Genomic DNA, 24,851 nt, shown 5'->3' with positions numbered 1-24,851 from the left:
AACGATTATGCTTGTTACCCTGAGCAACCTGATCGCCATTTATCGCAAAGAACTCCAAAGTTACTTTGCCTCTCCTCTGGCTTATGCGATCGCCGGAGTCTTTTGGGTATTGACCGGATATTTCTTCGTCGCCGTATTATTAGGTCCTGACGGGTTAATTCAACAAGTCGCCCTTCGCGATCAGTACGGCATTACCGACCCGCCCATCGACTTACCCTATGAATTTTTACAGGTCTTTTTGCGGCTGATGGGTTCGATGTCTTTATTTGTTCTCCCAATGCTGTCGATGGGACTCTACGCCGAAGAACGCAAACGGGGAACCTTAGAACTGTTGGCAACCTCTCCGATTACCAACTGGGTGGTCGCCACCGGAAAATTATTGGGGGTTTTGACATTCTACGCCACCATGATTTTACCGTTAATGGCATTGGAAGCCGCCGCCTTAAGTGCTGCTCAACCGCCGATGTCTCCCGCTATTTTTCTAACCGCCCATGCCGGATTAATATTGCTGGCGGCCGGAGTGCTATCGTTGGGAATGTTTATTTCTTCTTTAACCGACAGTACGCTTTTATCGGCGATTTTGACTTTTGCTTTAGTCTTATTTTTGTGGGTGATGGATCTGATCGGGAATACTGTGGGGGGGAACTTTGGCAGTGCCCTGGCTCATTTATCGCTAATTTCCAACTACACCAATTTGATTCGAGGGGTTTTGGATAGCAGTAGTATTATTTTATTTAGCAGTTATATTATTTTGGGGATATTTCTCACCGCTCAGTCCATTGACGCCTTGCGCTTCCAGCGTTATTAAATATGAAACAGAAAACACCACTCGGTTGGAAGTTGTTAAAGTACACGTTTTGGCTCGGCCCGTTTTTAATGATTATGGGCTTATCGGCGGGGTTTGTTTCCGGAACGTGGGAACCGATACCGCTGGGTTTAATTATTGCCGGAACGGTAATTATGGGGTTGTGGTTTCTGTTTCGGGTCTATTTTCGTCAGGGCGATAGTCTCAAACATCCCTATTGGAGTCGCCGTTCAACTCAAGCCGGTACTAATGCTTTGGTGGCGACGGTTTCTGTATTTGTAATTGTCGGGTTAATTAATTTTTTGGCGGTCCGCCATGCGGTTCGTCTCGACTTAACTGAAAATCAACAATTTACCCTCGCCCCGCAAACGGAAACTGTATTGACGAATTTAGAACAGCCCGTTAAAGTTTTGGTGTTTGAACGGACGAGCAACCCGCAAACTAAAGAACTTTTAGATCGCTATCGTCGCATTGCTCCCCAACAGTTTAGCTACGAATTTATCGATCCGCAAGTTCAACCGGGAGTCGCCCAAGAATATGGGGTGAGTGAGTTTGGTGAGGTTTATTTGCAGTCGGGAAACCAACGCCAGTCTTTGCCAAAAGAAGGGTTGGAAGTGTTGACGGAAGCCCAACTGACTAACGGTATTGAACAGCTTCTTACTAACCGGACTCCTAAAGTTTATTTTTTGCAAGGTCACGGCGAACGTCCGTTAACTGAAGGACAAGGCGGTTTGGAAAATGCGGTTAATGCTTTAAACGATAAGAATTTTGTTAGCGAACCTTTGACTTTAACTCAACAGTCTACTATTCCGGATGATGCGGATGTTATTGTTGTAGCCGGTCCCCAACGTCCGCTGTTTGAAGGGGAGGTGGAAGCGTTGGATGCGTATTTGGAAGAAGGCGGAAGTTTGTTGTTAATGATTGACCCGAAAACTGATCCGGGGTTAAATGAGTTATTGGAAAAATGGGGAATTAAAATTGATGATCGCCTCGCTATTGATGCGACGGGAAGCGGTCGGTTAGTCGGACTCGGGCCTACCGTTCCGATTGTACGCGAATATGGGGAACATCCGATTACCGAACAGTTTAATAATGGGATTTCTTTTTATCCTTTAGCCCGTCCGGTGGAAACTCGTAACGTAGAAGGGATAACGGAAAGTCCTCTCATCTGGACTGAAGCGGAAAGTTGGGCTGAAACAAATTTGGCCAGTCGGGAGTTGGAGTTTAATCCCGATAGCGATCGCAAAGGGCCGCTATCATTGGGTGTAGCGTTGACCAAATCTGTAGAAGTCGCGGCGTCTCAAACGGTTTCTGAACCGGCCGCAGAAGAAGAAACAACAGAAGCAGTAACTTCTGACAACCCAGAAGAAGCGACAACTTCTGAAAACCCTGCCGTAACCGAGGATAGCCCAGAAGCAACAGCAGAAACAACAGAAGCAGCAACTTCTGATAACCCAGAAGAAGCGACAACTTCTGAAAACTTACCCCCAACCGAAGATAGCCCAGAAGCAACAGCAGAAACTTCAGAAGCAACAACAGAAGAAGCGAGATTAGTGGTCTTGGGAAATTCTCAATTTGCCACCAACGGTTGGTTTGAACAGCAACTCAATGGGGATGTGTTCATCAACACGGTCAGTTGGTTGAGCAAACCCGACCAAGCCACCCTATCTATCCGTCCCAAACCGGCTACAAACCGTCGCATTGCGATGACTCCGGTATTGGGAAGGTCGATAAGTTGGGTTGCTCTAGTTATTTTACCTCTTTTTGGCTTTGTCACCGCAGCAATTTTGTGGTGGCGGAGGAGATAGGGGAAGTCAGCTTTGTAGGGGCGGGTTCAGTAGAAATTTATCATGTTCTAGAAAATAACATTGATAAACTCGCCCCGGTCTGATGTGTTGGGTGTCGGGTATCGGGGCGGGTTTACATAGATAATGGAGGGGAAATAGAGGTTTTTTCAGAACCCGCCCCTACAAAACGGGTTCGGTGGTGACGGGTTCGGTGGTGAGTGTAAAACTATTGCCTCGAATAAAATTGATATTGATTTTTACCCCGTTGTTTGGCGCGATACATGGCAATATCTGCATTTTTTAACAGTTGGTGAGGATAATCGCCATCTTGGGGAATCATGGCAATTCCCATACTGACTCCGACGTTAATCGTTTTTCCAAATAAGTGCATGGGAATGTTAATGGTTTCCACAATTCTATCGGCAACCGTCTCAATAGTATAGGTATTGCTGAGATTATGCAACAATACGACAAACTCATCTCCTCCGAGTCGGGCGACAGTATCGACATCTCGCACACAAGATTTAAGACGTTTGGCAACTTCTATCAAAACCCCATCTCCGACTTCATGTCCGAAGCTATCGTTAACGGGTTTAAAGCCATCGAGATCCAAATATAGAATAACACTTTGAGCATCATAGCGATGAACTTGTGCCAAATTTTCGGCTAATTTTTCCATTAATAATAGACGGTTATCCAGTCCGGTGAGGGAGTCGTGTAAAGCCAGTTGTTCGAGATAATGTTTGGCGGTGGTTAGTTCAGAAATAGAAGCGGCTAAGACCAAACTAACGATAGCAGCAACGTTGACAAATAACCAAAGTAAAATTAAAGTATGAAAGGTGGAATGGGTGACAAAAGGGCCGACCTGATGAGCTACCCCAAATAAAGCCAGTCCAGAAATAATAAAAATAGCAGTAGAAGCGCCGCGAGTCCCAAACCGCAACGGCGCCCAAACCAAAAACGGATAAACCAGAAAAGCCGGTAAAACAGTCCCCGCAGACAAAAACCAACCGTTAAATACAATTCCACAAACCAAAGTCAGAGAAGAAAATAAAATAATCCCTTCACTTTGGCGCTGCAAAGATAACTTGCGGTTACGCAGGGAAGCCCAGGTAATACAAACCGGAGTCATTACCAATACTCCCATCGCATCTCCCATAATAAACTGTAACCAAAATGAAGCCAATTCTCCTTTTGGTGTTACTCCTGCTAACCACAAACTGGGAACATCAATGAGTGAACTGATAATCGGAGAAAAACCCGCTCCGTGTATAATTAGGTTTAAAGCGTCTTTAATGCGATTAAGTTCGGGGTGAAAATGTCGCTTTCGCAGCAAATAAGCCCCCGCAACTCCCCCCAAAGATGAACCCGTCGCCATACCGAGTATTGTGAAAACAGGTAAGGAAAAAGATAAATTAGCCAAAACCACACCGCAAAAAATACCCGGCCACAAACGATAACCGTAAATTAATAAAGCGGCTAACCCAATACCCGCAGGAAGCCAGACGAGGGTGACAGTCCCCCCCACCAGTGAAAAAATCTGCCCAAACTTAGCGGCACTGGTGTACAGTAGGGAAAGGACAAGAATTCGTATTAAATCAATCCTAAGCTGAGGGTTGAGCATTGCATCAAAAAAAAATGGTATTGCTCTTTGAGAAAGGAGTGTAAACGCACCCGGGAATATTTAGAGAATTTGTCTTCCCTTGGTTGACAAATTGTTATAACCTCTTAAATAGAAATGTGATTCGGGGCTTAATCCTCTATGAAAATTAGCAACTTTCCCTCGATGATTCTAGCTCAATTGTCACTGATGTCAATTCCATTTAAGGTTAGATACGGTAAAATATACCAAAATTTATTTGTATTACTATAAATTTTTGAAGAGTCCGAGAATTCGACTCGCGGTTTAATTATCCTCTGATTTAAACTTTTCTGAAACTCCATGAAATTTCAGCGTTCTACTCTGATTTTAATGCTTGTTGCCCTCGGTTTAGCCGGATATGTTTACGTTTTTGAAGCCCAACGAAGTTCTCAACAGCAAAAAATTCAAGCCAGAGAAACCCAAATATTTTCTTTCTCGCGAGATGATGTCAAATCAGTCACCGTTACCACACCGGAAGAAACCATAATTGTTGAACGCATTTCCGAAACCGAAAACCCCCAACAGTCGCCCTGGAAACTCATTCAACCCGTTCAAACCTTAGCCAACCAAGCAACGGTAGACTTTTTATTAAATCAGTTAGTAACCGACCAAAGTATCCCCCAAGACCCCAGTCTGGGCCTGCGCCGCCTAACAATTTCTCAGAAAGAATTAGCAGAATATGGATTAGAAAAACCTCAACAAACCGTCGAAGTTAAACTCAAAAACGAAGAAGTTTATAAACTTATTTTGGGGACTAAAGACTTTACCGGACGCTCAATTTATGCCCAAACAAACACACCCCAAACGGAAGAAACACTCTCAATCTTAGTTGTTCCCGAAGGCATTAGTTCGGCAATTAATCGCCCCTTAGACGAGTGGAAACTACCCCCGGAAGAACCGGAACCCACCTCACCCGAAACCTCTCCTCAGCCCTCAGAAATCCTACCCAAAACCGACAATTCTCAACCCGAGAGTCAAAATCAACCCGAAGCGGAAAATACCCCAGAAGAATCGGAAAATCAACCTTAATTAAACAATTCCACACATTGATTAAACCAATCTTGTGCGCCTTCACTAATTTGATTTGCAGTAAAAGAATGAGAATAGTCTTCCACATCCAAAGCCTGATTAGAAACATTCATTTCCCAACCCTGTACCCCTTCTTCTCCCAAAACGGGATAAGCATAGGTGAGGTTTTCAATTTGACGAGATGCGGACTGATAATTGCCTTGAAAACAAGCGCCAGCATCGGAATTTTGGATATAAACCAAACCCCGAACTTGGTTATTTTTGTCCTGCATATATACAATATATTCCGCCCCCGCTTCAGTCGGCGAGGGGGTTTGACCCCGGAAATTGACTTCAGAAGTTTCTCGTTGAAGTAGAGGGGTTTTTACAGGATTAGCTAAAGCCATCTCAGGAACAACAATCAGACTTAAGATAGTTGTTGCCAGAGTTGCAAAAATGCTATTATTGTTTAGTTTTAAGTTCATATTTATGCCCCCGATTAGTGGTGACCTCTCTATAACCACAACTCGGGAAAGTTCAATTCCTGAAACTCATAAAAAAAACTGTAAACTGAGGCAAAAGTCGGGAGTCGGGAGTCGGGAGTCGGGAGTCGGTGTAGGGGTGGGTTCCGACCTATAGCGGTTTTTAGAGTAAAAAAACCGGGTTTTTCGCTTGTACCTTACACAAAAACGTTATAAATCTGCGCTTTGGGAAGATTCATCATTTATAACTCATCTGACATTTCCTGAGATCTTCTGAACCGGCTGATTTTTTTCTGAACACCCCCGAGTAGAGGTCTTGCAGTCTATTCAGTTCAACAAAATCGAGACAAGCCTCCTGATATTTCATAGAAATTATCTTAAATTTTGCGAGGAATTCTACAAAAGAACTCCTGAGATTTCCTGCAATGACAAACCCAAAATCCTCCCTTAGATTGGTGAATGAACGGGGATAAAACACCCCAAAACAAACGAGATTCACATTCTATCAAAGGAGTAATTAGTTATGGGTATTTTAGTGGGAGATCAAGGAAACGATTTTCTCGAAGGCGGTAACAGTATCGATCTTCTCATCGGTTTTGAAGGAGATGATACCCTAAAAGGTGGAGATAATACTGACGTTTTACTCGGTAATCAAGGCGATGATTTATTAGTTGGCGATCGCGGTGATGACTTCATGTTTGGAGGTCAGGATAACGATCGCATGGTGTGGAATAATGGTGATGGTAGCGACTTGATGGAAGGCGGAGAAGGAATTGATACGGTTGAAGTTAACGGTTCTATTGAACAAGGCGATCAGTTCACTCTCAATGCTAACGGAGAACGCGCCCAATTTGACCGAATTAATTTGGGTCCGTTTACCTTAGATGTGGATGACTCGGAAGAATTTAGCGTTAACGGTGGCGGTGGGGATGATAGTTTTGAGGTTAACGACCTGACCGGTACTGACGTTCAAACTGTTCGGTTCAATGGCGGTGAAGGAAATGATACGTTAAACGCAACTAACAGTTCAACGCCTATTTTCGCAGAAGGCGGCGCCGGAGATGACCAACTGTTAGGAAGTTCCGCAGTTGATACCCTCAACGGTGATGATGGAAACGATGTGGTTGTCGGAAACCGAGGCGATGACCAAATGTTTGGGGGTACGGGTGATGACCGTCTGATTTGGAATAATGGTGATGGTAGCGACTTGATGGAAGGCGGAGAAGGAATTGATACGGTTGAAGTCAATGGTTCGGTTCAACAAGGCGATCAGTTCACTCTCAATGCTAACGGAGAACGCGCCCAGTTTGACCGAATTAATTTGGGTCCGTTTACCTTAGATGTGGATGACTCGGAAGAATTTAACGTTAACGGTGGCGGTGGGGATGATAGCTTTGAGGTTAATGACCTGACCGGAACTGATGTTCAAACCGTTCGGTTCAATGGCGGTGAAGGAAACGATACCTTAAACGCAACTAACAGTTCAACGCCTATTTTCGCAGAAGGCGGCGCCGGAGATGACGAACTCCTCGGGGGTAGCGGTAACGATACTCTCATCGGTGGCGAAGGGGATGATATCCTGATTGGGGGTGCGGGCGATGATATTCTGATTGGTGATTTACCCAGTAGTCCGGCTATTGCAGTGATTAACACCCTCTCGGGTGGCGATGGAAGCGACGACTTTATTCTCGGTAACGCTGAAACAGCTTACTACAACGATGGGGATGATGCAACCGCAGGCTTCAACGACTTCGCCCTGATTGCAGATTTTAACACCGAATTTGACCGCATCCAATTAAACGGAGATGCCAGTCGATATGTTCTCAATGAAACTTCCGTTGAAGCCGGTAGCGGAACGGGTATTTACCTCGATACCAACGCCGATGGTATTTATGGCGAAACTGACGAATTAATTGGTGTGGTTGCAGATGTCGGAATTACCACTACATCGGCAGATTACTTCCAATATGTCTAGTGTTCAGTGTTTCTAAATCATCATAACTTTATATTAGGTGGGCAATGCTCACCTTTTTTTCTCAAAAAACGAAGTCGATGTAGGGGCGGGTTCCGAATTGATTTATAACCTCCCACAGATAAATTATATAAACCTACCCCCGTGTCTGGTGTCGGTTTAGGGGCGGGTTCTGAATTGATTTATAACCTCCCACAGATAAATTATATAAACCTACCCCCGTGTCTGGTGTCGGTTTAGGGGCGGGTTTATCTAAATTTCTGCGTAGTCATCAAAGATATTGTAGAACCCGCCCCTACAGAATGATGATTGATTAGTCGGATGTCATATCACAAAAAAAACTGTCCCCTCAAACTCAACACCTGAAACCTGACACCTGTCCCCTAATAACTGGTGAGGTGGTGAGGTGGTTAAGGGCGGGTTTATCTAAATTTGTGCGTGGTTATCAAAGATATTGTAGAACCCGCCCCTACAGAATGATGATTGATTAGTCGGATGTCATATCACAAAAAAAACGGTCTCCTCAAACCCGACACCTGAAAACTGAAAACTGTAAAAACTGGTGAGGTGGTGACTGGTGAGGTGGTGACTGAATATGGTATCCTCCAATTCAGATTGTAAAATTGCTAACAACTCTCCTTTTCCAGAGGATCGAAGATGAAACGCAAACATTTGATTTGGCAGGGAATGACGTTGTTACTCGGTACGATGTTGTTCGGAACAGCTTTCGCCCGAGAACTCTCTGAACAAGAAAGAACCGTCGTTTGCAGACTCAATGAGGTGGTAAACGAAGCGGGGAGAGACGGTTATGAGTTGATCTTCTGGCCGGTTGTTCGCAAAGGGCCTCCTAGAATTAGTGCGCCTCTAACGGTTAAACTCGATCCATCGGTGGAGTATCTGTTTGTCGGTTACTGCGATGAAAATTGCAGTGATGTTCAACTGCGGATCGCCAACTTGTCGGGGGAGGAACTCGGCGCCGAAGAAGATACTTTATCGGTGCTAACCTTTGAACCGCCCTACACGGATGACTATGAGTTAAGCTTGCGAATGGCAGACTGTACCACCGAGGATGGATGTGTCTACGGTTTGGGTATTTTAGCCCCCAAAGGTGCGGCTGTTCCTTATGCGTCTCGTTTACCGCGAGAGTTGGCTCAGTTTGAGGTTTGTGACTCCTAGTTTCAGGTTCCTTGAAACAATAATACCACACCTGCGATCGCCACGATCGCGCCTAAAATGGCTCTCAGACTGACCCGATCTCCGAGACTCGCCGCAATGGGTAATACAAACAGGGGACTGGTGGAACTGAGGGCTTGAGCAATACCGGCTGCGGTAAATTTTAAGGCGGTTTGTTGCAACCAAATTCCCAAGTATGTGCCTAAAAAGGTTGCCAGTCCGATGACTAAAAATGTGCGTCTAGACTGTAAAGGTGTCAACAACAATTTTACATTTTGACGTTGCACAAACAGCCACAAGATTAAGATAACAGTTCCACCGGATAACCGCAATAATGTACTCCATAACGGGCTAATTTCGGTTTGGGTGAGGGCGAGGTGAGATAAGATAATTCCCACGGCTTGACAGATTTCTGCGAGCAACCCAAATAATAATCCCCGTCGCAAATGGGTTGAACCGACGACGCCATCTCCGACCCGTTCTGTGACCACCCAAGCCACGCCTAAAACGGTTAAAATAATCCCACACCAAGCGGAAAGGGGAAGCCGTTCTTGTAGGAAAATAAAGGCTAAAATTGCGGTCAGGGGCGGGGCTAAGGTTTCCATTAATAAGGCTCGTCTCGGCCCCAAACATTTCAACGTGGTAAAATAGGCGCTGTCTCCGATCGCTATTCCAATGATACCACTGAGCAGCAATAATCCGATAATTGTCAATTCAATATCGGGAAATAAACTGCCCCGCAATACCAGCGTTAAGACCAACATCGCGATCGCCAGGATGCCTTTTATTAAGTTTAATCCAATGGCGGGTATTTTCTCTCCGGCTTGACTGTAAACCACCGAAGACAGCGACCAAAAAAAGGCGGCGAGTAATGCTGCAAATTCACCCCGAAAGTTTGTTAAAATAGAAAGCTGCATCATTTCAAATGCTCATCGCTCTAAACACAATCAACGCATGATAACAGCTTTCGAGCAAATTTGTTATAATTTTTTGGCGGATTCATCAATCTATAAAAACCCGATTTCGCAAGAGTTACCGGGTTTTTGAGGCTTACCTTTTTGACTTGCTAAACTCAAAGCTGTTCTGGAGATGGGGCGGGTTTATTGAACTTTAGTTGTGGATTTCAGAGAGAGTATAGAACCCGCCCCTACATGATAATTATCGATGAATCGGAGATAATATTACAGGGTCACAAAATCGTCGCTGGTAATTTGAGAAATATCTAAAACCGGCGTGAGAGTACCGGCAGCCAAACTACCAACAACAGCTAATATTTCACCCGTACTCGCAACAGAAATCAAGATATCGGTGGGAACAACGGTTATATCAACTTGTCCATCTACTGTACCTTGAATTTGACTTGAACCTCCTCCCGCAACGAATTCTGTCGCCAACTGAGTCGCCCGATTACCCGCAAGAGTAATGGATAAATCACTAAACGTTAAACCGTCACTCAAACCAATAATATCGGCACCATCTTGAAAAGAGATAATCTTATCAAAATCGGTTGTATTGGTACTCAAAACAATTAAATCTTGATCGCTTCCCGTATCGAGAAGATCGTAACCCTCTCCACCAATTAGAGTATCATTTCCCTGATTTCCACTAAGATTATCACTTCCCAAATCACCGGAGAGGAAATCATTTCCAAAAATACTCGTTTGATCTCCAGTTAAATTATCATCTCCGCGACCGCCATAAAGTGTATCACTTCCTTCGCCCCCAGAAAGACCATCATTATCAAGATTTCCAAATAAAATATCATCTCCTAGATTCCCGTCTAAGCCATCTTCTCCCTCACCCCCAAACAAAGAATCGTTACCAATTCCTGCATTGAGGTTATCATTTCCTTGATTTCCATAGAGAAGATCTGAACCCCCTGTCGTGACGAGAATAAAGTCATCTCCCCCCAAACCAAAAATAGTTTTTGGTAAATCATCAACACTTAATAAAAAGTCAGAGGCGTCCGTTCCCAAAGCATCCTCAGACCCTCGAACTTCTAAGATCGTTTCAAACTCCTCAAAACCATCAAAGTTGATAACACTTCCGTCGGGTAAAATCAAATCACCAGTCGGACGGGGAACTTCTGCGATGGACATATACACATCCTTTGGGTAAATATTGGTATGGACGGGAATCTCGAACAAATGGTGATTGCAGCGTCAACAAATGTTAAAATTTCCCTTGACGGCTATCAGTATAACACTGGGGGAGGATGCGATCAACTGAGATTTATGAGATTTTTTTATGTCTAAACTTTCGATAGATGATTTTGACAACAACTGTGCCAAGATGTAAATATACTGTTGTTTTAAATTACAATAAGGATGGTAAAATCGACCGAATTACAGCAAAAAGAACAAGTCGAACAATTTCAAAAAACCTTAAAAGATATCTATTTTATTAGCGGTTTGGGTGCGGACAAACGGGTCTTCAAACAATTGCAACTTGAAGGATATCAGCCCGTTTATATTGATTGGTTGGAACCGGAAAAGGGAGAGTCTCTCGAAAGTTATGCCAAACGTTTAACGGCTCAAATTAAATCCGAACATCCGATTTTAGTGGGTCTTTCCTTTGGGGGAATTGTGGCGGTTGAAATTGCCAAACAGATTGAAGTTGAAAAAGTAATTCTCATTTCTAGCACAACCAATCAATCGGAAATTCCGCCTTATTTTAAATTTTTTAGGGGGTTTCCCATTCATCGAATTTTTCCGTTTAAAAGCTTGCTTTGGGCGGTGTATTGGATATTGTTTTGGTTATTTAGTTTAGAAACAATCGATGAACGTCGGTTACTGCGGGCAATTTTGCGAGATACGGATGCGGGTTTTATCAAGTGGGCAATTGATAAAGTTGTCACCTGGAAAAATGAGATAATTCCAGATAAATTATATCATATTCACGGGCTGAACGATCGCATTTTTCCGGTTCGTTTTCTCAAGTGTGACTTTTGGAGCGAACCGGGGGGACATTTCATCATTTTAAGTAAAGCGGAGCAAGTCTCCAAATGGTTGGAAGGTTTGGTTCACCCGAAAAAGGCAATTTCTAAGGGTTAAAATCGATAGAAACTAAAGGGGCTGAATTTCTATCCAAACCCCCGTTTCTTCTGTTCCGGAAACATATTCAACGGTTAAGCGGGGAAGACAACTCAAACGGTCATCAATTAACACCCCCGCCCCGTTTAAAGTTAACGCATCCAAACAGGCGCCCGCCATATTATCTAAATCAGAATTCGTGCGGTGATTCCCAAAAAAACGCAGGGAAACGGCGGCTTTTTGCAGGGGAAATTTATGGGTTGAACGAAACTGAGACATTTGACGGTAAAGTTCGATTTCGGCTCGATTTCGCCATTCTCGATAACGATTGGGCATATAAGTTCCGTTGGCAGTTACCCGAGGTCGTGCTTTGGGAACGACAGAACCGGGAATACAAAATCGCAGAAAATCAGATGTATAATTGGGTTGAGAATGGGCGGAAATGGGTGTAAAATCGACATCAATAATTGAGTCTAAAACCGATTCTTCTGAAGGAGAAACGGGGGCGGGTTGGGGTTTATTTTGTTGGGGGGAAGGGGTAGATTTAGCGGGGGATGGAGTTGTCTCGGGAATGACTTTATATTCGGCTTTAGATTCGGCAAGCAGACGGGGAGAATGAGGGGTATTTTCTGAGTTTTCGGGTAATATTGAACGTTCTATATTGGGTTCAATATTCTCTTGAATTTGAGGATATTTTCCCGCCATCCGCATATACATTTGAGCGGTTTGTAAGGTGAGGTTGCACCGGGTTTTTAACCAATTTTCCCAGGTTTGAGTTGAAATCAACGGTTGAGCTTTCAGCAACCAAACTCCGGCATTACAGGCGTGAATGAGTGAAGTTTTGGGAGATTGAACACAGCGTTGATGTTCTTGGTAAATGCGACTGGCGAATTGATCGAGTTGATCTTCGCCTTTGGAAAGTGTAAAAATAGAATCCGAGATCACGTTTAGTGGGCTGTTCACACAAGATTTGAAAGAGAACAAAGGAATGGAGTTATCCCCCGTCTAAAAATACAGGGGATATTTTTCAACAAGTTTTGGTTATTATAATTAATTTTTTGCGGTTGAATCTTCCATCCAGTATTGCAAGCTTTGAGTTTCGATATTCGACTTGACCAAAACACCCGGTTCAGTTTGAATGGGCAGGATGTCTAGGATATCGGTTTGAGCGCAATATTTCAAGTCATCATAACATTTCAATCCAACTAAACGCTTGCCGTGACTGGCAGAATTCATCAATTGATAGAGTTGGGATTGCCACTGCAAATACAATGAAATTGCCCCATAAACTTCATCATTTCCGGCGACATCATCGAGAGGATAACCCATTTCTGTGACAAAACTCTCGGCAATTGCACCCGCACAAACGGTATCTTCTAGAGAGTAACTTCCTTCCCAACCCGAACCAATAATCCAAACGGTTTCCGGTTTTTTAGTGATTAAATATTCGACGACAGCCTGTCGGTTTACCAAAGCCGAAGTAATCACCACAGGGGCGCTTTGAACCCGCTGTAAAGCCCGTGTTCCGTTGGTTGTGGTCATAAATAAGCGTTTCCCCCCGACCACATCGGAGGTGCAGTTGAGGGGAGAGTTTCCCAAGTCGCAGCCTTCAACTTTATTCCCTCCTCGTTCCCCAACCCGTACCCGCTTGTCAGCCGGCCATTTTTCGCTAACTTGCATTAATTCTTGAATGTCGCTAAAAACTTGCACCGCCTCGGCCCCGGCGTTGAGTGCAGTGGCGATAGTGGTTGTTGCCCGCAAAACATCCACGACTATCGCACAGTCTGGCATTTGCGTGGGGGTAAGTTCGGGAGTGTGATATACAAACAGCTTCACAGTTAAGACGGTTGTAAGTAGCTTGGCGACTCTCTATTTTACACGAATTATCGACTGAAATCATAAAACTTTTTGGGGGACTGTTTGCCCGAATTTCTGAAAATTGCGGTTACAATCTCAATTGCCTTGAAAAGAAAAGATTGGCTCTGGAAAAATCAAGGCGGTTATCAGGGGTTCTAGTCCAAACCGTGAGGGCGGTTAAAATCTCAGTCCTATTTAGATTATAATTCAAACAGCCAATTTTTTTTCGGTTTGAACTTTTTCTTGGTTTTTTCCATGTATAAACCCGTAATTTTGCTGTTAATTTCTAATGTTTTTATGACCTTTGCCTGGTACGGACACCTGAAAAATCTGCAAGCGGCTCCCCTTTGGATGGTGATTGTTGGTAGTTGGTCGATTGCTTTTTTTGAATATTGTTTTCAGGTGCCGGGTAATCGTTTGGGTTCCCTATATTTTAGTTTACCTCAGTTGAAGGTCATGCAAGAAATTATTGCGATGGTAGTGTTTGCGGGATTTAGTGTTTGGTATATGAAAGTTCCGGTGACGCGAAATTATATTTTGGCGGGGATGCTGTTGGCTGCTGCGGCTTATTTGATTTTTAGCGATCATTCTTCTTCGGGAAATCCTCACTAATTTTGTTCAAAAAAATAATGCCACTTTTTCAGCAGCAATTTACTCTCGGTCTGGGTTGTTGACTTGGTTTTTTTAACCGTTAAAAGATTTGGCGGCAAAGGTTTTTTGAGTCCAACGTTTGCCCAAATTGATCGCCGTAGCGGTGACAAGTTCAATCAGATTTAACAAACTGTTTCGATGGAATATCGCCCAAAGATTTGTTGCCAAACACAGGCCGCCCAAACCGAGTAAAATATAGGTGGGCATCATCACAATTCCGATACTAAACCAACTGTAAACGTGGAGCAGCATCAAGATAGAATAAAAGCAAGCAAACCCCACCATTAAACGCAATTTCACGGGGGAAGATTTCATTCCCGTAAAAACGAGGGTTTGCAATGTTGCCAGCACGTTAGCCGGAACCAAAAACGCACAAATTGTCCCACAATTCGCACGGGAAAACTCTGCAATTGTATTCAAATCTAGCATATTTGTGGATCTCGCTGAAAGAGTTTACAGATGTAATTTACAGATGTTTGAGATTGAGTTCCGACTAAATGAAGTGAACACCAGGGTTTATTTATCTTTGTTCAAACCGCTCGTCCAAATATTGGTGAACATCATAAACATTCCCCCAATAAAAATTACAATCGCCAAGCCGCCAATAATTACATTTTCCCAATCTATTGTTTCCATAGGACTCCTGTTAGAGCTACACCGATTTACCGTAGCACAAATACTTAGAATCTGTGGGGTTTACCGATTTTATTCAGCTTTAGGATAGATAGGGGCGAAGGTTCGCAGACAGAGCATTTTTACCCAGTCTACCCGGTCTGTCGATGCCGTGCGATCGTAACGTATCTTAATATAGAAGCAGGTAGACTTGACAAAATAGGTAGGAAATGCGAATGTCCGAACAAAAGAAAGCAAACTGGGATGCTGGACGGTTTTTAAAAACCTTGGGTTACTTTGGTGTCGTTCCCTTTGTGGGTAATATAAGCTGGATTCAAGAACTATTCGGTAACAAGAAAAACAAACCGCAACCGAAGACTGAAGTCGTGTTAGTTGCGGGTGCAACCGGAGGCGTCGGAAAACGGGTGGTGAAGCGGTTACAGCAACGGGGAATGAAAGTTCGTGCGTTGGTCAGAGATGCAAAACGGGGTAAAAAAATCCTGGGAAATGGGGTAGAAATGATCGAAGCTGATATTACCATTCCCGAGACATTAACACCCCAAGTCATGCAAGATGTGAAAGCAATTATTTGTTGTACGGGAACAAAAGTTCAACCCGTAGAAGGAGATACGCCAACCCGAGAAAAATACTACCAAGGGGTGAAATTTTATATGCCGGAAGTGGTAGATGTTCCCGAAAAAGTTGAGTATGAAGGAATGCAAAATTTAATCAATGCGGCACTTCCCTATCTGAAAAATAGCGGAGAAAAACTCCTCTTTGATTTTAGCAAACCAACGGAAGATTTAAAAGAAACTTGGGGCGCTTTAGATGATGTGGTTATGGGGGGTGTGAGTGAAAGTTCCATTCGTTTAATTGGGGATTCAGCTTTATTTACCGGAAATGTTTCAACGGAGAATTCTGGGGGGTTTGCTTCAGTCCGAACCCGCAATTTTGATCCGCCTATGAATTTATCGGGTTATGAAGGAATTGAGTTGCGAGTAAAAGGGGATGGAAAGCGCTATAAATTCATTTTGCGGAACGATCCAAAATGGGATAGTATTGCTTACTGTTACTCGTTTGATACGGTTTATAATATCCCAACAACCATTCGGATTCCCTTCGATCAATTAATTCCGGTCTTTCGGGCAAAAACCGTTAAAGATGGCGAAAAATTTGACCCCAGTTCGGTTTGTTCGATTCAACTGATGTTGAGTAAATTTGAATACGATAAAGAACTCAATCCCAAATTTTCCCCCGGAAGTTTCCAACTTCAAATCGAAACGGTTAAAGCCTATGGCGGCAAAAAATATCCTCGGTTTATTCAGATTAGTTCGGCCGGAGTGACTCGCCCCGGAAAACCGGGATTAAACCTAGAAGAAGAACCGCCAGCCGTGCGTATGAATGAACAGTTGGGGGGAATTTTAACCTGGAAATTGAAAGGGGAAGATGTGATTCGTTCCAGCGGAATTCCTTACATGATTATTCGCCCTTGTGCGTTAACAGAAGAAGCGGGAGGTAAGGCGTTAAAATTCGATCAAGGGGATACAATTAAAGGTCAAGTGAGTCGAGATGATATCGCCGAACTTTGTATTCAAGCGTTAAATTCATCGCAAGTTTGTAATGTTACGTTTGAGGTGAAAGCCGAACAAAATGGTCAGAAACCGGGGGATTGGATGGGTTTATTTTCTAGTATAAAACCCGACAATCAAAATTAAATCCCGTAGGGGCGGGTTCAACCCGATTTATTATAACCGTGTGCGTTCGTGTGAGGTACAAGCCAAAAACCCGGTTTCTCAAAGAAACCGGGTTTTTGAGTGGGGGATGGGGGGGTTTATTAACGTTATTTGTTAGAAACCTACATCACTGGTGACTGGTGACTGTTTGAACCCGCCTTTACAAGATAAAATGAATATTGTCCTTTTAAAAAAGATTGATGAAACTGCAAATCAACCCCAAATTCACGCCCTATTTATTTTTACTTCCCGCCCTCATAATTTTGGGCTTAACCGTATTTTGGCCGGCAATACAAGCCTTTTATCTAAGTTTCTTCAGTTACGATTTACTGCAACCCCCGCAATGGATAGGGTTAAAAAACTTTCAACGGTTGTGGGCGGACGAGGTATTTTGGAAAACGCTACAAAACACCTTACTTTATATTCTTGTTGTCGTCCCGATTTTAGCAATTTTACCGTTGGGTTTGGCGATTTTAGTCAATCAAAAAATCCGGGGAATTCATTGGTTTAGAACCGCTTATTATGTTCCGGTTGTTATTTCAATGGTTGTGGCGGGATTGGCTTGGAAATGGTTGTATTCAGAAACCGGTTTACTCAATCAACTTCTACAATATAGTTTATCTTTTGTTCTCCCGGATTCAAAATTACCGACAATTCCCTGGTTAACGAGTCCCAATTTAGCCTTATTTAGTGTGATGGGGGTAACAATTTGGAAAGGGTTGGGTTATTATATGGTTATTTACTTGGCAGGATTACAATCTATTCCCGCAGAATTATATGAAGCAGCAAGTTTAGAGGGGTCTGATGGTTGGCGAAAACATTGGGATATTACACTCCCGTTGATGCGTCCTTATATTGTTTTGGTGGCGGTTATTTCGGCAATTTCAGCCACGAAAGTGTTTGAAGAAGTTTATATTATGACTCAGGGAGGTCCGCTTAACAGTTCCAAAACTATTGTTTATTATCTTTACGAACAAGCGTTTCAAAATTTAGAAATTGGTTACGCCTGTACGATTGGGTTGATTTTGTTTTTAATTGTTCTCGGATTATCTATTTTACGATTAGTTTTTACTCAATTTACCTCTAGTGATACTCCAACTTTATAACCATTTCCATGAATTACCCTTCACAACAATGGTCGATTTAATGACGCTGTTGCTGTTAATATTTTCGGGTTTTTCTATCAGTTTTTTTTCGTTCTACTTGTGGGCAAGTTCACCGAGTTATCCCCAAACTAAATATGCGGAAATTTTAACTTCTGATTGGCCCCATCAACGGCATTTCCAAGAGACTTATACAGTCATTACTTATAATATTGGTTATCTTTCGGGTTTGACCAATAACCAAGCGGTGGAACGAGGAAAAGCGTTATTTGATAAAAATTTAGAACTGGCAATTTCCGCTTTAAAACCCCAGAATGCTGATTTTATTGCGTTGCAAGAAATTGATTTTGCTTCTAAACGGTCTTATGATGTTAATCAAGTTCAAGCGTTAGCAAATGCGTTACAGTTTCCCGTACAAGCAACGGCGATTAATTGGGATAAGAATTATGTTCCTTTTCCTCTTTTTCCCGTTTCTACACATTTTGGTAAACTGTTGTCAGGACAGGCGGTTTTGAGTCGATATCCGATTGAACTCAACGAACGGATTGTATTAGAAAAAGTGGCGAGTAAACCTTTTTATGAAAAGCCGTTTTATTTGGATAGACTCGCCCAAGTTACTCGCGTTAAAATCGCCAACCAAATACTGATTTTAATTAACGTTCATTTGGAAGATATCAATCAAAAAACTCGTTTAAAACAATCTCAATTTGTCTTGGAACTCTTTCTCAGTTTTTCTCAAAACTATCCGGTGATTTTACTGGGTGATTTTAACAGCGAACCGCCCTCAAAAACTAATTTAGAACCGACTATTAATCTATTTCTCAATACGCCCGGAATTAAGTCTGCTTTTCCTTTAGAAACGCTAAATTATCCCGAAAATGCGACTTATCCTTCCGATAAACCCCGTCAAACTATTGATTATATTTTCTACAATTCAAATCGAATTAAAGGGATAAATTGTCAAGTGATTACAGATGTTCAATCTTCGGATCATTTACCCGTAATGATGCAATTTAGAATCTGTTAAATAAAAACCCTAATAAAAAACCCGGTTTCTCAAAGAAACCGGGTTTTTGGTAGGTAAGAGGGACGGGTTTATATAGGTTGAAATTGGGAAATATAAATGTATTCAAAACCCGCCCCTACGGGTTTCCCGGTTTTTGGGTGTAAGTAAAATGTTAAAATTGTAAAAAGTCGAAAAAACTTAAAATCATGTCAGCAGAAAACTTAACCAATTCCCAATCTTCTCAACCCATTCAATTCTACGCTAACCCTTATTGTCCCTACGCCCAACGCAGTTGGATAACTTTACGACAGCTAAATATTCCCTTTTCCTACGAACATATTGAACTCGGAAAAGACAACAAAACCGACTGGTTTATCGCCATGAACCCAAACGGTGCAGTTCCCGTTATCAAACAGAATGATATCATTATTTATGAATCTTTGGTGATTAATGAATATCTATCCGAAGTGTTTGGAAATGCTCAAAACAAGCTGTTACCTGAAAATCCGGTATTAAAAGCAAAAGCCAGAATTTTAATTAGCCGTTGTGATGCCAAATTTGTCAAACTTGCTTATACCTATTTGTCGCACAAACCGACAGACAGCCAAGAAAGTACCGCCAAAGATGAAGAATTACGCAACGCTCTAGAAACGGAATTACGCTTTCTGGATGACACCTTGGCGGAGTCGCAGGGAACCTATTTTTTAGGCGAAACTGTCAGTTTAGTTGATATTGCTTTTATTCCCTTTTTTGAACGGATGTTGGTGGTACTGGAAACTTGGAAAGGGTTCAATATCAAAAGTTTGAATTTAAACCATCTCAACCGTTGGCTGGATGCGATGTCAAGCCTCGATAGCTATCAGGAAACCCAAATGGAACCCGAGAAAATTAAAGAAGTTTATTCCCGCTTTTTAGGCTCAGATTATTTTAAAAAAGTGGGTATTGCTAATTGAATCTTAAATTGGCGATCGCTTGGATTTCCTTAACTATCTTTTAAGGTTTTAGGCTTCTTTTCGCTGTGTAACTTCTGAATTGACTTTCAACGGGCGAAACGCTTCTTCTTGGGAAAGCAAACGCTGTCCAACTTGTTTGAGAATGGCGATCGCCGGTTGCAGTTCCCGCCCTTTTTCCGTGAGCGAATATTCGACGTGAGGCGGAATCTCAGGATAGACCTTGCGTCGAATTATACCATGTTTTTCGAGGGTTCTCAAGCGCAAAGTTAAGGTTTTTGAACTGATCCCCGGTAACGCCTCAGCCAGTTCGTGGGTACGCCGATCGCCCTTCAAAAGTTCTCGCAAAATAGCGATCGACCACTTACTCCCGATCAGTGCCATTGTATACTCAATCGGACAGTTCTGCTCGAATTGTTGTTGGCGGTAGTTGGGGTTATTGCTGCAAGATTTGTTAATATTCATTTGCAAAAATTAGTAACGTTTATTAAAGGGGTCAATTCTCAGGATTAACCTTTTTTAATAATACCTCCAACCGTCGAATTAACGCTATTTCTTTACTTTTGGTAACTAAGGGAAAAATAGGTCTCTATGTTGAAAACGGCATCAAAAGTAATACTCTATGAATAGAGGAGAATCAAACCTCTAAATTAAAGGAAAGAGAAGGCAAACAGTAGAATCAAGAGAATTAAATTGAGTGAAGCTGGCTCGGGATAGAGAAAATATGTAGATATATGAAGCCATCTCGGTCAATCAGAATGTCATTAATAGCCTTGGCATTCTCAACGGCAAACCGCTCAAATTCGACAAATAAATTTAACTCACACCAGACTATTTCTAAAGTTTGGAGGACTTTAATATGGTTGCGACAACAGCATTAACCCCATCTACCGACACCGCCAAAGAAAAAGCATTTGTTTTGTGGTTTGAAGAAGTTGGAATTTCAGATATTCCCTTAGTTGGCGGTAAAAACGCATCCTTGGGAGAAATGATTCAACAACTCACCCCCAAAGGTGTGAACGTTCCCACCGGTTTCGCCACAACCGCCTATGCTTACCGCTACTTTGTAGAATCCGCCGGACTGGAAACAAAACTACGCGAATTATTTGCAGATTTAGACGTAGAAGATGTTAAAAACTTACGCAAACGAGGCAAACAAGCCCGCTCATTAATACTCGATACACCCTTCCCTCCCGAACTCGAAGACGCTATCATTAAAGCCTATCGAAAACTCTGCGAACGTTACAACAATTTAACCGATTCTAGTGAATTTTGCGACGAATTTAGCGGCGAATACAAAGAAGAATGTAAACGTTATAGTACCGATGTAGACGTTGCTGTGCGTTCGAGTGCAACCGCAGAAGATTTACCCGACGCCAGCTTTGCCGGCCAACAAGAAACCTACCTAAACGTTTATGGAGAAGAAGCGGTTTTAGAATCCTGCCACAAATGTTTCGCCTCAATTTTTACCGACCGAGCTATCTCTTATCGTACCATCAAAAACTTCGATCATTTTACCGTTGCCCTGTCCGTTGGCGTTCAAAAAATGGTGCGTTCCGACTTAGCAACTTCCGGGGTAATGTTCTCCATTGATACGGAAACCGGCTTTAAAAATGCCGCCCTAGTAACGGCTGCTTACGGGTTGGGTGAAAACGTGGTTCAAGGGGCAGTTAACCCCGATGAATACTTCGTTTTTAAACCCACATTAAAGCAGGGATTCCGCCCAATTTTAGAAAAACGACTCGGCACCAAAGAAATGAAAATGGTGTACGATATTGGCGGTTCAAAACTCACCAAAAACGTCTCCGTTCCAATTTCCGAACGGGAAAAATACTGCTTAAATGACGATGAAATTCTCAAACTAGCGGACTGGGCTTGCACCATTGAAAATCACTATTCTCAAGTGCGGGGAAGTTATACCCCGATGGATATTGAATGGGCAAAAGACGGTTTAACGGGGGAATTATTCATCGTTCAAGCCCGTCCAGAAACGGTACAATCTCAAAAATCAGCCAGCGTTTTAAAGAGTTATAAACTCAAAGGAACAAGCGAAATTCTCTCTCGGGGTCGCGCCGTTGGCGAAATGATTGGACAAGGAAAAGCGCGGGTAATTTTAGACGTTCATCGCATCGATGAATTCCAAGCCGGCGAAGTTTTAGTTACGAATAAAACCGACCCCGACTGGGAACCGATTATGAAAAAAGCGAGCGCAATTGTAACTAACCAAGGCGGGCGAACTTGTCACGCTGCAATTATTGCGCGAGAAATGGGAATCCCCGCAATTGTGGGCTGTGGCGATGCAACAGAAGTGGTAAAAACCGGCGAAAATATTACCGTTTGTTCGGCCGAAGGCGAAGAAGGTCGGGTTTATCAAGGATTAGTTCCGTTTGAAATTGAAGAAACGGTTCTCGACAATTTACCGAAAACAAAAACCAAGATTTTAATGAATGTTGGCAACCCGGAAGAAGCCTTTGGGTTGGCATCTATTCCTTGCGATGGTGTTGGTTTAGCCCGGTTAGAATTTATTATCGCTAACCACATTAAAGCCCACCCGTTAGCGTTGATTCATTACGATGAATTGGAAGATGAATTAACCAAACGAGACATTGCCGAACTCACGAAGATTTACGACCACAAACCCGATTTCTTTGTTGATAAATTGGCACACGGTATCGGCATGATTGCGGCTGCATTTTATCCCAATCCCGTGATTGTGCGGATGTCGGACTTCAAGAGTAACGAATACGCCAATTTGTTGGGCGGTCGTCAGTTTGAACCGAAGGAAGAAAACCCGATGATTGGTTGGCGGGGTGCGTCCCGATATTATGATACGAAATATCGCGACGCTTACGCACTCGAATGTCAGGCTTTGAAGCGGGTTCGAGATGAAATGGGATTGACAAATGTGGTGCCGATGATTCCTTTCTGTCGGACTCCCGATGAGGGTCGAAAAGTGTTGGCGGAGATGGAGAAAAACGGCTTAAAACGGGGTGAAAATGGCTTGCAAGTTTATGTGATGTGCGAGTTACCCAGTAACGTTATTTTTGCCGATGAATTCGCCCAAGTGTTTGATGGGTTCTCGATTGGTTCTAATGATTTAACCCAATTAACGTTAGGATTAGACCGAGATTCGGCGTTAGTTGCCCATATTTTTGACGAACGAAATGAAGCGGTGCGTCGGATGGTAACAATTGCGATTAAAGCGGCGAAAAAATATGACCGCAAGATTGGAATTTGTGGTCAGGCGCCGAGTGATTATCCCGAATTTGCCCGTTTCTTGGTTGAGTTGGGAATTGATTCGATGAGTTTGAATCCCGACTCGGTAATTAAGACGATTCTCGATATCGGAAAAATGGAAGAATCGGGAACAATTTTAGACGATATTATGGAGGTGTCTAAAGCGAGATAGAAATTAGATGAAAAACCCGGTTTCTTTGAGAAACCGGGTTTTTGCAAGAGTTTTAAGATATAATAAAATAAAATTTTTGAACTCAATCTAATGCCATCCCGTTCTGTTCAATTTTATCAAGGTAACTATTATCATCTTTATAATCGAGGTAATAACAGACAGTTAATCTTTTTTGAACGAGAAAACTACTTATTCTTCTTGCGGCAAATTCGTAATTTTTTGAATCCAGACTTCATAGAAATAGTTGCCTATTGTTTAATGCCTAACCATTATCATTTATTAGTGTATCTCAAAACCAATAATCTCTCAGAGATCATGCAAAAGTTCTCTTTATCTTATACGAAAGCTATTAACAAACGCTATAATCGATTGGGTTCACTATTTCAAGGACGTTTTCAAGCTGTTCATGTAGATAAAAACGAGTATTTATTGCATTTATCTAGATACATTCATTTAAACCCTGTAGCAGCTAAATTAGTCAACAAGCCAGAAGCTTGGGAGTTTTCTAGTTATCTTGAATCTATTGGCTTAAGAGACGGTTCTTTACCTCATCCTCAAATCATTCTCTCACAATTTACGACTCCGAATTCCTACCGTCTTTTTGTTGAATCAGAAATTGAACAATCTTTGATTCAACACTTAACTTTAGAATAAAAACCCGGTTTCTTTGAGAAACCGGGTTTTTGGAGAAACCGGGTTTTTAGAAAATTTGTCTAAAGAAATAGCCAGATTTGAAACTTAATGCTACTATGTAGACTGCTCACGCTCAATTGTTCAATCTTTGACAAGTGGCTGAGTAGCATTGAATTCCATTGAGATAGTTGCGCTGCTTTAGTCAGGTTTCAGGGCTAAAGCAGTTTATTTTAGGCTGAAACTCAGATCTTGCACCGCAGTTAAAAACCCGGTTTATGCTAACTTCCCAGACCTAAAAACCTATATTTTCCCTTGAGAAACCGGGTTTATCAAGTTGTGTTGAGAAGGATTCAATTGAGATTAATGGTGAACTCCGACTTGACGCGCCGCCACAATATAACGGAAAATATATTCTGTTAATTCAATATAATTTTCCGCATCAAAGGCCGAATTTGCCCAAACCGTAACCCCATGATTTTTAATCAATAACGCCGGAACATCGGGTTTTGATTGTTGAAAGCGATCGCTAATTTCTTTTGCTATTTTAGACACATCTAAATGATTCTTAAATACGGGCATCACCACTTTCGGATGTTCCTCCCAAACTCCCAACCCTTTTAACATTTCAATGGGCGGTAAATTCAAGTGATCGCCTTCGGTAAAATTCGTCACCAGTTTCGCTTCTACAGAGTGAACGTGATAACAAGCTTTTGCATCGGGAAACAGCGAATAAACGGCTTGATGAATACTCGTTTCCGCCGATGGACGGTTGCCTAAATTGGGGTTTTCTATCACTTCTCCTTGCAGAGAAACGCGCACAAAATCAGATCCGGTTAACTTGCCTTTTTGTTTGCCACTTGCGGTAATCCAAAAACTGCCATCATCGACTCTAGCAGACAAATTTCCGGCAGTTCCCGCCATCCAACCCAGTTGATAAAATTGGCGAGAAGCGGTGATTAAATCTTGACGTGGATCGCTATTCATCTCTGTTTTTCC

At 42.5% G+C, this 24,851-nt stretch carries 22 protein-coding genes; 13 read left to right on the top strand and 9 right to left on the bottom strand.

What is annotated here, in order from left to right; all coding sequences use genetic code 11:
* Positions 1–7: 7 nt before the first annotated feature.
* Together ACL6C3_RS31285 and ACL6C3_RS31280 are read left to right on the top strand one after the other, a co-directional pair.
* Positions 8–808, top strand: a complete 801-nt coding sequence (locus ACL6C3_RS31285; protein ID WP_413164127.1) for an ABC transporter permease — start codon at positions 8–10, stop codon at positions 806–808.
* A 2-nt stretch (positions 809–810) separates the two neighbouring features.
* On the top strand, positions 811–2,613 hold the full coding sequence (locus tag ACL6C3_RS31280) for a GldG family protein (RefSeq protein ID WP_413164126.1): 1,803 nt from the start codon (positions 811–813) through the stop codon (positions 2,611–2,613).
* Positions 2,614–2,818: 205 nt separating this feature from the next.
* On the opposite strand, the gene ACL6C3_RS31275 is transcribed toward ACL6C3_RS31280, so the two are convergent.
* Entirely contained in the window at positions 2,819–4,120 is a 1,302-nt protein-coding gene (locus ACL6C3_RS31275; RefSeq protein ID WP_413164124.1) for a diguanylate cyclase domain-containing protein, read from the bottom strand.
* Positions 4,121–4,534: 414 nt separating this feature from the next.
* On the opposite strand from ACL6C3_RS31275, the gene ACL6C3_RS31270 reads away from it, so the two are divergent.
* Entirely contained in the window at positions 4,535–5,263 is a 729-nt protein-coding gene (locus ACL6C3_RS31270; protein ID WP_413164122.1) for a DUF4340 domain-containing protein, read from the top strand.
* Here ACL6C3_RS31270 and ACL6C3_RS31265 read toward each other — a convergent pair.
* On the bottom strand, positions 5,260–5,727 hold the full coding sequence (locus ACL6C3_RS31265; RefSeq protein WP_413164120.1) for a hypothetical protein: 468 nt from the start codon (positions 5,725–5,727) through the stop codon (positions 5,260–5,262). The genes ACL6C3_RS31270 and ACL6C3_RS31265 overlap by 4 nt on opposite strands.
* Positions 5,728–6,247: 520 nt before the next feature.
* On the opposite strand from ACL6C3_RS31265, the gene ACL6C3_RS31260 reads away from it, so the two are divergent.
* The gene (locus ACL6C3_RS31260; protein WP_413164118.1) at positions 6,248–7,699 is read left to right on the top strand and encodes a calcium-binding protein; all 1,452 of its coding nucleotides are present in this window, start codon (positions 6,248–6,250) and stop codon (positions 7,697–7,699) included.
* A gap of 654 nt (positions 7,700–8,353) precedes the next feature.
* Positions 8,354–8,872, top strand: coding sequence for a hypothetical protein (locus ACL6C3_RS31255; protein ID WP_413164116.1), 519 nt, complete (start codon positions 8,354–8,356; stop codon positions 8,870–8,872).
* A gap of 2 nt (positions 8,873–8,874) precedes the next feature.
* On the opposite strand, the gene ACL6C3_RS31250 is transcribed toward ACL6C3_RS31255, so the two are convergent.
* On the bottom strand, positions 8,875–9,789 hold the full coding sequence (locus ACL6C3_RS31250) for a DMT family transporter (RefSeq protein ID WP_413164114.1): 915 nt from the start codon (positions 9,787–9,789) through the stop codon (positions 8,875–8,877).
* A gap of 261 nt (positions 9,790–10,050) precedes the next feature.
* A complete protein-coding gene (locus ACL6C3_RS31245) occupies positions 10,051–10,968 on the bottom strand; it encodes a calcium-binding protein (protein WP_413164113.1) in 918 nt (305 codons plus the stop codon).
* A gap of 228 nt (positions 10,969–11,196) precedes the next feature.
* On the opposite strand from ACL6C3_RS31245, the gene ACL6C3_RS31240 reads away from it, so the two are divergent.
* Positions 11,197–11,922: an alpha/beta fold hydrolase gene (locus ACL6C3_RS31240; RefSeq protein WP_413164111.1), complete on the top strand. Its 726-nt coding sequence runs from the start codon at positions 11,197–11,199 to the stop codon at positions 11,920–11,922.
* A gap of 12 nt (positions 11,923–11,934) precedes the next feature.
* Here ACL6C3_RS31240 and ACL6C3_RS31235 read toward each other — a convergent pair whose 3' ends face one another.
* A complete protein-coding gene (locus ACL6C3_RS31235) occupies positions 11,935–12,864 on the bottom strand; it encodes a RusA family crossover junction endodeoxyribonuclease (RefSeq protein WP_413164109.1) in 930 nt (309 codons plus the stop codon).
* A gap of 87 nt (positions 12,865–12,951) precedes the next feature.
* Complete coding sequence (locus ACL6C3_RS31230; RefSeq protein WP_413164107.1) at positions 12,952–13,737, bottom strand: 2-phosphosulfolactate phosphatase family protein; 786 nt, start codon at positions 13,735–13,737, stop codon at positions 12,952–12,954.
* A 276-nt stretch (positions 13,738–14,013) separates the two neighbouring features.
* On the opposite strand from ACL6C3_RS31230, the gene ACL6C3_RS31225 reads away from it, so the two are divergent.
* Positions 14,014–14,370, top strand: a complete 357-nt coding sequence (locus ACL6C3_RS31225) for a DMT family protein (RefSeq protein ID WP_413164105.1) — start codon at positions 14,014–14,016, stop codon at positions 14,368–14,370.
* A 72-nt stretch (positions 14,371–14,442) separates the two neighbouring features.
* Here the strand turns inward: ACL6C3_RS31225 and ACL6C3_RS31220 are convergent, their stop codons facing one another.
* Positions 14,443–14,838 carry a hypothetical protein gene (locus ACL6C3_RS31220; protein ID WP_413164103.1) on the bottom strand — a complete coding sequence of 132 codons (396 nt, stop codon included), beginning with the start codon at positions 14,836–14,838 and terminating at the stop codon, positions 14,443–14,445.
* 419 nt (positions 14,839–15,257) lie between these two features.
* On the opposite strand from ACL6C3_RS31220, the gene ACL6C3_RS31215 reads away from it, so the two are divergent.
* The 4 genes from ACL6C3_RS31215 (at position 15,258) to ACL6C3_RS31200 (ending at position 19,816) form a co-directional block, all read left to right on the top strand.
* On the top strand, positions 15,258–16,736 hold the full coding sequence (locus ACL6C3_RS31215; protein WP_413164101.1) for a CIA30 family protein: 1,479 nt from the start codon (positions 15,258–15,260) through the stop codon (positions 16,734–16,736).
* A gap of 218 nt (positions 16,737–16,954) precedes the next feature.
* Positions 16,955–17,860 carry a carbohydrate ABC transporter permease gene (locus ACL6C3_RS31210; RefSeq protein ID WP_413164099.1) on the top strand — a complete coding sequence of 302 codons (906 nt, stop codon included), beginning with the start codon at positions 16,955–16,957 and terminating at the stop codon, positions 17,858–17,860.
* A 28-nt stretch (positions 17,861–17,888) separates the two neighbouring features.
* Positions 17,889–18,884 carry an endonuclease/exonuclease/phosphatase family protein gene (locus ACL6C3_RS31205; protein ID WP_413164097.1) on the top strand — a complete coding sequence of 332 codons (996 nt, stop codon included), beginning with the start codon at positions 17,889–17,891 and terminating at the stop codon, positions 18,882–18,884.
* Between the two features lie 185 nt (positions 18,885–19,069).
* Positions 19,070–19,816 carry a glutathione S-transferase family protein gene (locus ACL6C3_RS31200; protein WP_413164095.1) on the top strand — a complete coding sequence of 249 codons (747 nt, stop codon included), beginning with the start codon at positions 19,070–19,072 and terminating at the stop codon, positions 19,814–19,816.
* A 48-nt stretch (positions 19,817–19,864) separates the two neighbouring features.
* Here the strand turns inward: ACL6C3_RS31200 and ACL6C3_RS31195 are convergent, their stop codons facing one another.
* Complete coding sequence (locus ACL6C3_RS31195; RefSeq protein WP_413164093.1) at positions 19,865–20,278, bottom strand: winged helix-turn-helix transcriptional regulator; 414 nt, start codon at positions 20,276–20,278, stop codon at positions 19,865–19,867.
* A 394-nt stretch (positions 20,279–20,672) separates the two neighbouring features.
* Between ACL6C3_RS31195 and ppsA the strand changes: the two genes are divergently transcribed.
* A complete protein-coding gene (gene ppsA / locus ACL6C3_RS31190) occupies positions 20,673–23,222 on the top strand; it encodes a phosphoenolpyruvate synthase (RefSeq protein WP_413164091.1) in 2,550 nt (849 codons plus the stop codon).
* A gap of 90 nt (positions 23,223–23,312) precedes the next feature.
* Complete coding sequence (locus tag ACL6C3_RS31185; RefSeq protein WP_413164089.1) at positions 23,313–23,876, top strand: transposase; 564 nt, start codon at positions 23,313–23,315, stop codon at positions 23,874–23,876.
* Between the two features lie 339 nt (positions 23,877–24,215).
* Here ACL6C3_RS31185 and mtnB read toward each other — a convergent pair whose 3' ends face one another.
* On the bottom strand, positions 24,216–24,839 hold the full coding sequence (gene mtnB, locus ACL6C3_RS31180) for a methylthioribulose 1-phosphate dehydratase (protein ID WP_413164087.1): 624 nt from the start codon (positions 24,837–24,839) through the stop codon (positions 24,216–24,218).
* Between the last annotated feature and the right edge of the window lie 12 nt (positions 24,840–24,851).

The sequence above is a fragment of the Capilliphycus salinus ALCB114379 genome (assembly GCF_047276495.1).
GTDB lineage: Bacteria > Cyanobacteriota > Cyanobacteriia > Cyanobacteriales > Microcoleaceae > Capilliphycus > Capilliphycus salinus.
Note: the sequence above shows the minus strand (reverse complement) of the source record. Positions and strands in the feature narration are given on the sequence as shown.

Coding starts and splice junctions, on each gene's coding strand:
- ACL6C3_RS31285 (WP_413164127.1), top strand. CDS start 8: ATGCTTGTTACCCTGAGCAACCTGATCGCCATTTATCGCAAAGAACTC.
- ACL6C3_RS31280 (WP_413164126.1), top strand. CDS start 811: ATGAAACAGAAAACACCACTCGGTTGGAAGTTGTTAAAGTACACGTTT.
- ACL6C3_RS31270 (WP_413164122.1), top strand. CDS start 4,535: ATGAAATTTCAGCGTTCTACTCTGATTTTAATGCTTGTTGCCCTCGGT.
- ACL6C3_RS31265 (WP_413164120.1), bottom strand. CDS start 5,727: ATGAACTTAAAACTAAACAATAATAGCATTTTTGCAACTCTGGCAACA.
- ACL6C3_RS31260 (WP_413164118.1), top strand. CDS start 6,248: ATGGGTATTTTAGTGGGAGATCAAGGAAACGATTTTCTCGAAGGCGGT.
- ACL6C3_RS31255 (WP_413164116.1), top strand. CDS start 8,354: ATGAAACGCAAACATTTGATTTGGCAGGGAATGACGTTGTTACTCGGT.
- ACL6C3_RS31250 (WP_413164114.1), bottom strand. CDS start 9,789: ATGATGCAGCTTTCTATTTTAACAAACTTTCGGGGTGAATTTGCAGCA.
- ACL6C3_RS31245 (WP_413164113.1), bottom strand. CDS start 10,968: ATGTCCATCGCAGAAGTTCCCCGTCCGACTGGTGATTTGATTTTACCC.
- ACL6C3_RS31240 (WP_413164111.1), top strand. CDS start 11,197: ATGGTAAAATCGACCGAATTACAGCAAAAAGAACAAGTCGAACAATTT.
- ACL6C3_RS31225 (WP_413164105.1), top strand. CDS start 14,014: ATGTATAAACCCGTAATTTTGCTGTTAATTTCTAATGTTTTTATGACC.
- ACL6C3_RS31220 (WP_413164103.1), bottom strand. CDS start 14,838: ATGCTAGATTTGAATACAATTGCAGAGTTTTCCCGTGCGAATTGTGGG.
- ACL6C3_RS31215 (WP_413164101.1), top strand. CDS start 15,258: ATGTCCGAACAAAAGAAAGCAAACTGGGATGCTGGACGGTTTTTAAAA.
- ACL6C3_RS31210 (WP_413164099.1), top strand. CDS start 16,955: ATGAAACTGCAAATCAACCCCAAATTCACGCCCTATTTATTTTTACTT.
- ACL6C3_RS31205 (WP_413164097.1), top strand. CDS start 17,889: ATGGTCGATTTAATGACGCTGTTGCTGTTAATATTTTCGGGTTTTTCT.
- ACL6C3_RS31200 (WP_413164095.1), top strand. CDS start 19,070: ATGTCAGCAGAAAACTTAACCAATTCCCAATCTTCTCAACCCATTCAA.
- ACL6C3_RS31195 (WP_413164093.1), bottom strand. CDS start 20,278: ATGAATATTAACAAATCTTGCAGCAATAACCCCAACTACCGCCAACAA.
- ppsA (WP_413164091.1), top strand. CDS start 20,673: ATGGTTGCGACAACAGCATTAACCCCATCTACCGACACCGCCAAAGAA.
- ACL6C3_RS31185 (WP_413164089.1), top strand. CDS start 23,313: ATGCCATCCCGTTCTGTTCAATTTTATCAAGGTAACTATTATCATCTT.
- mtnB (WP_413164087.1), bottom strand. CDS start 24,839: ATGAATAGCGATCCACGTCAAGATTTAATCACCGCTTCTCGCCAATTT.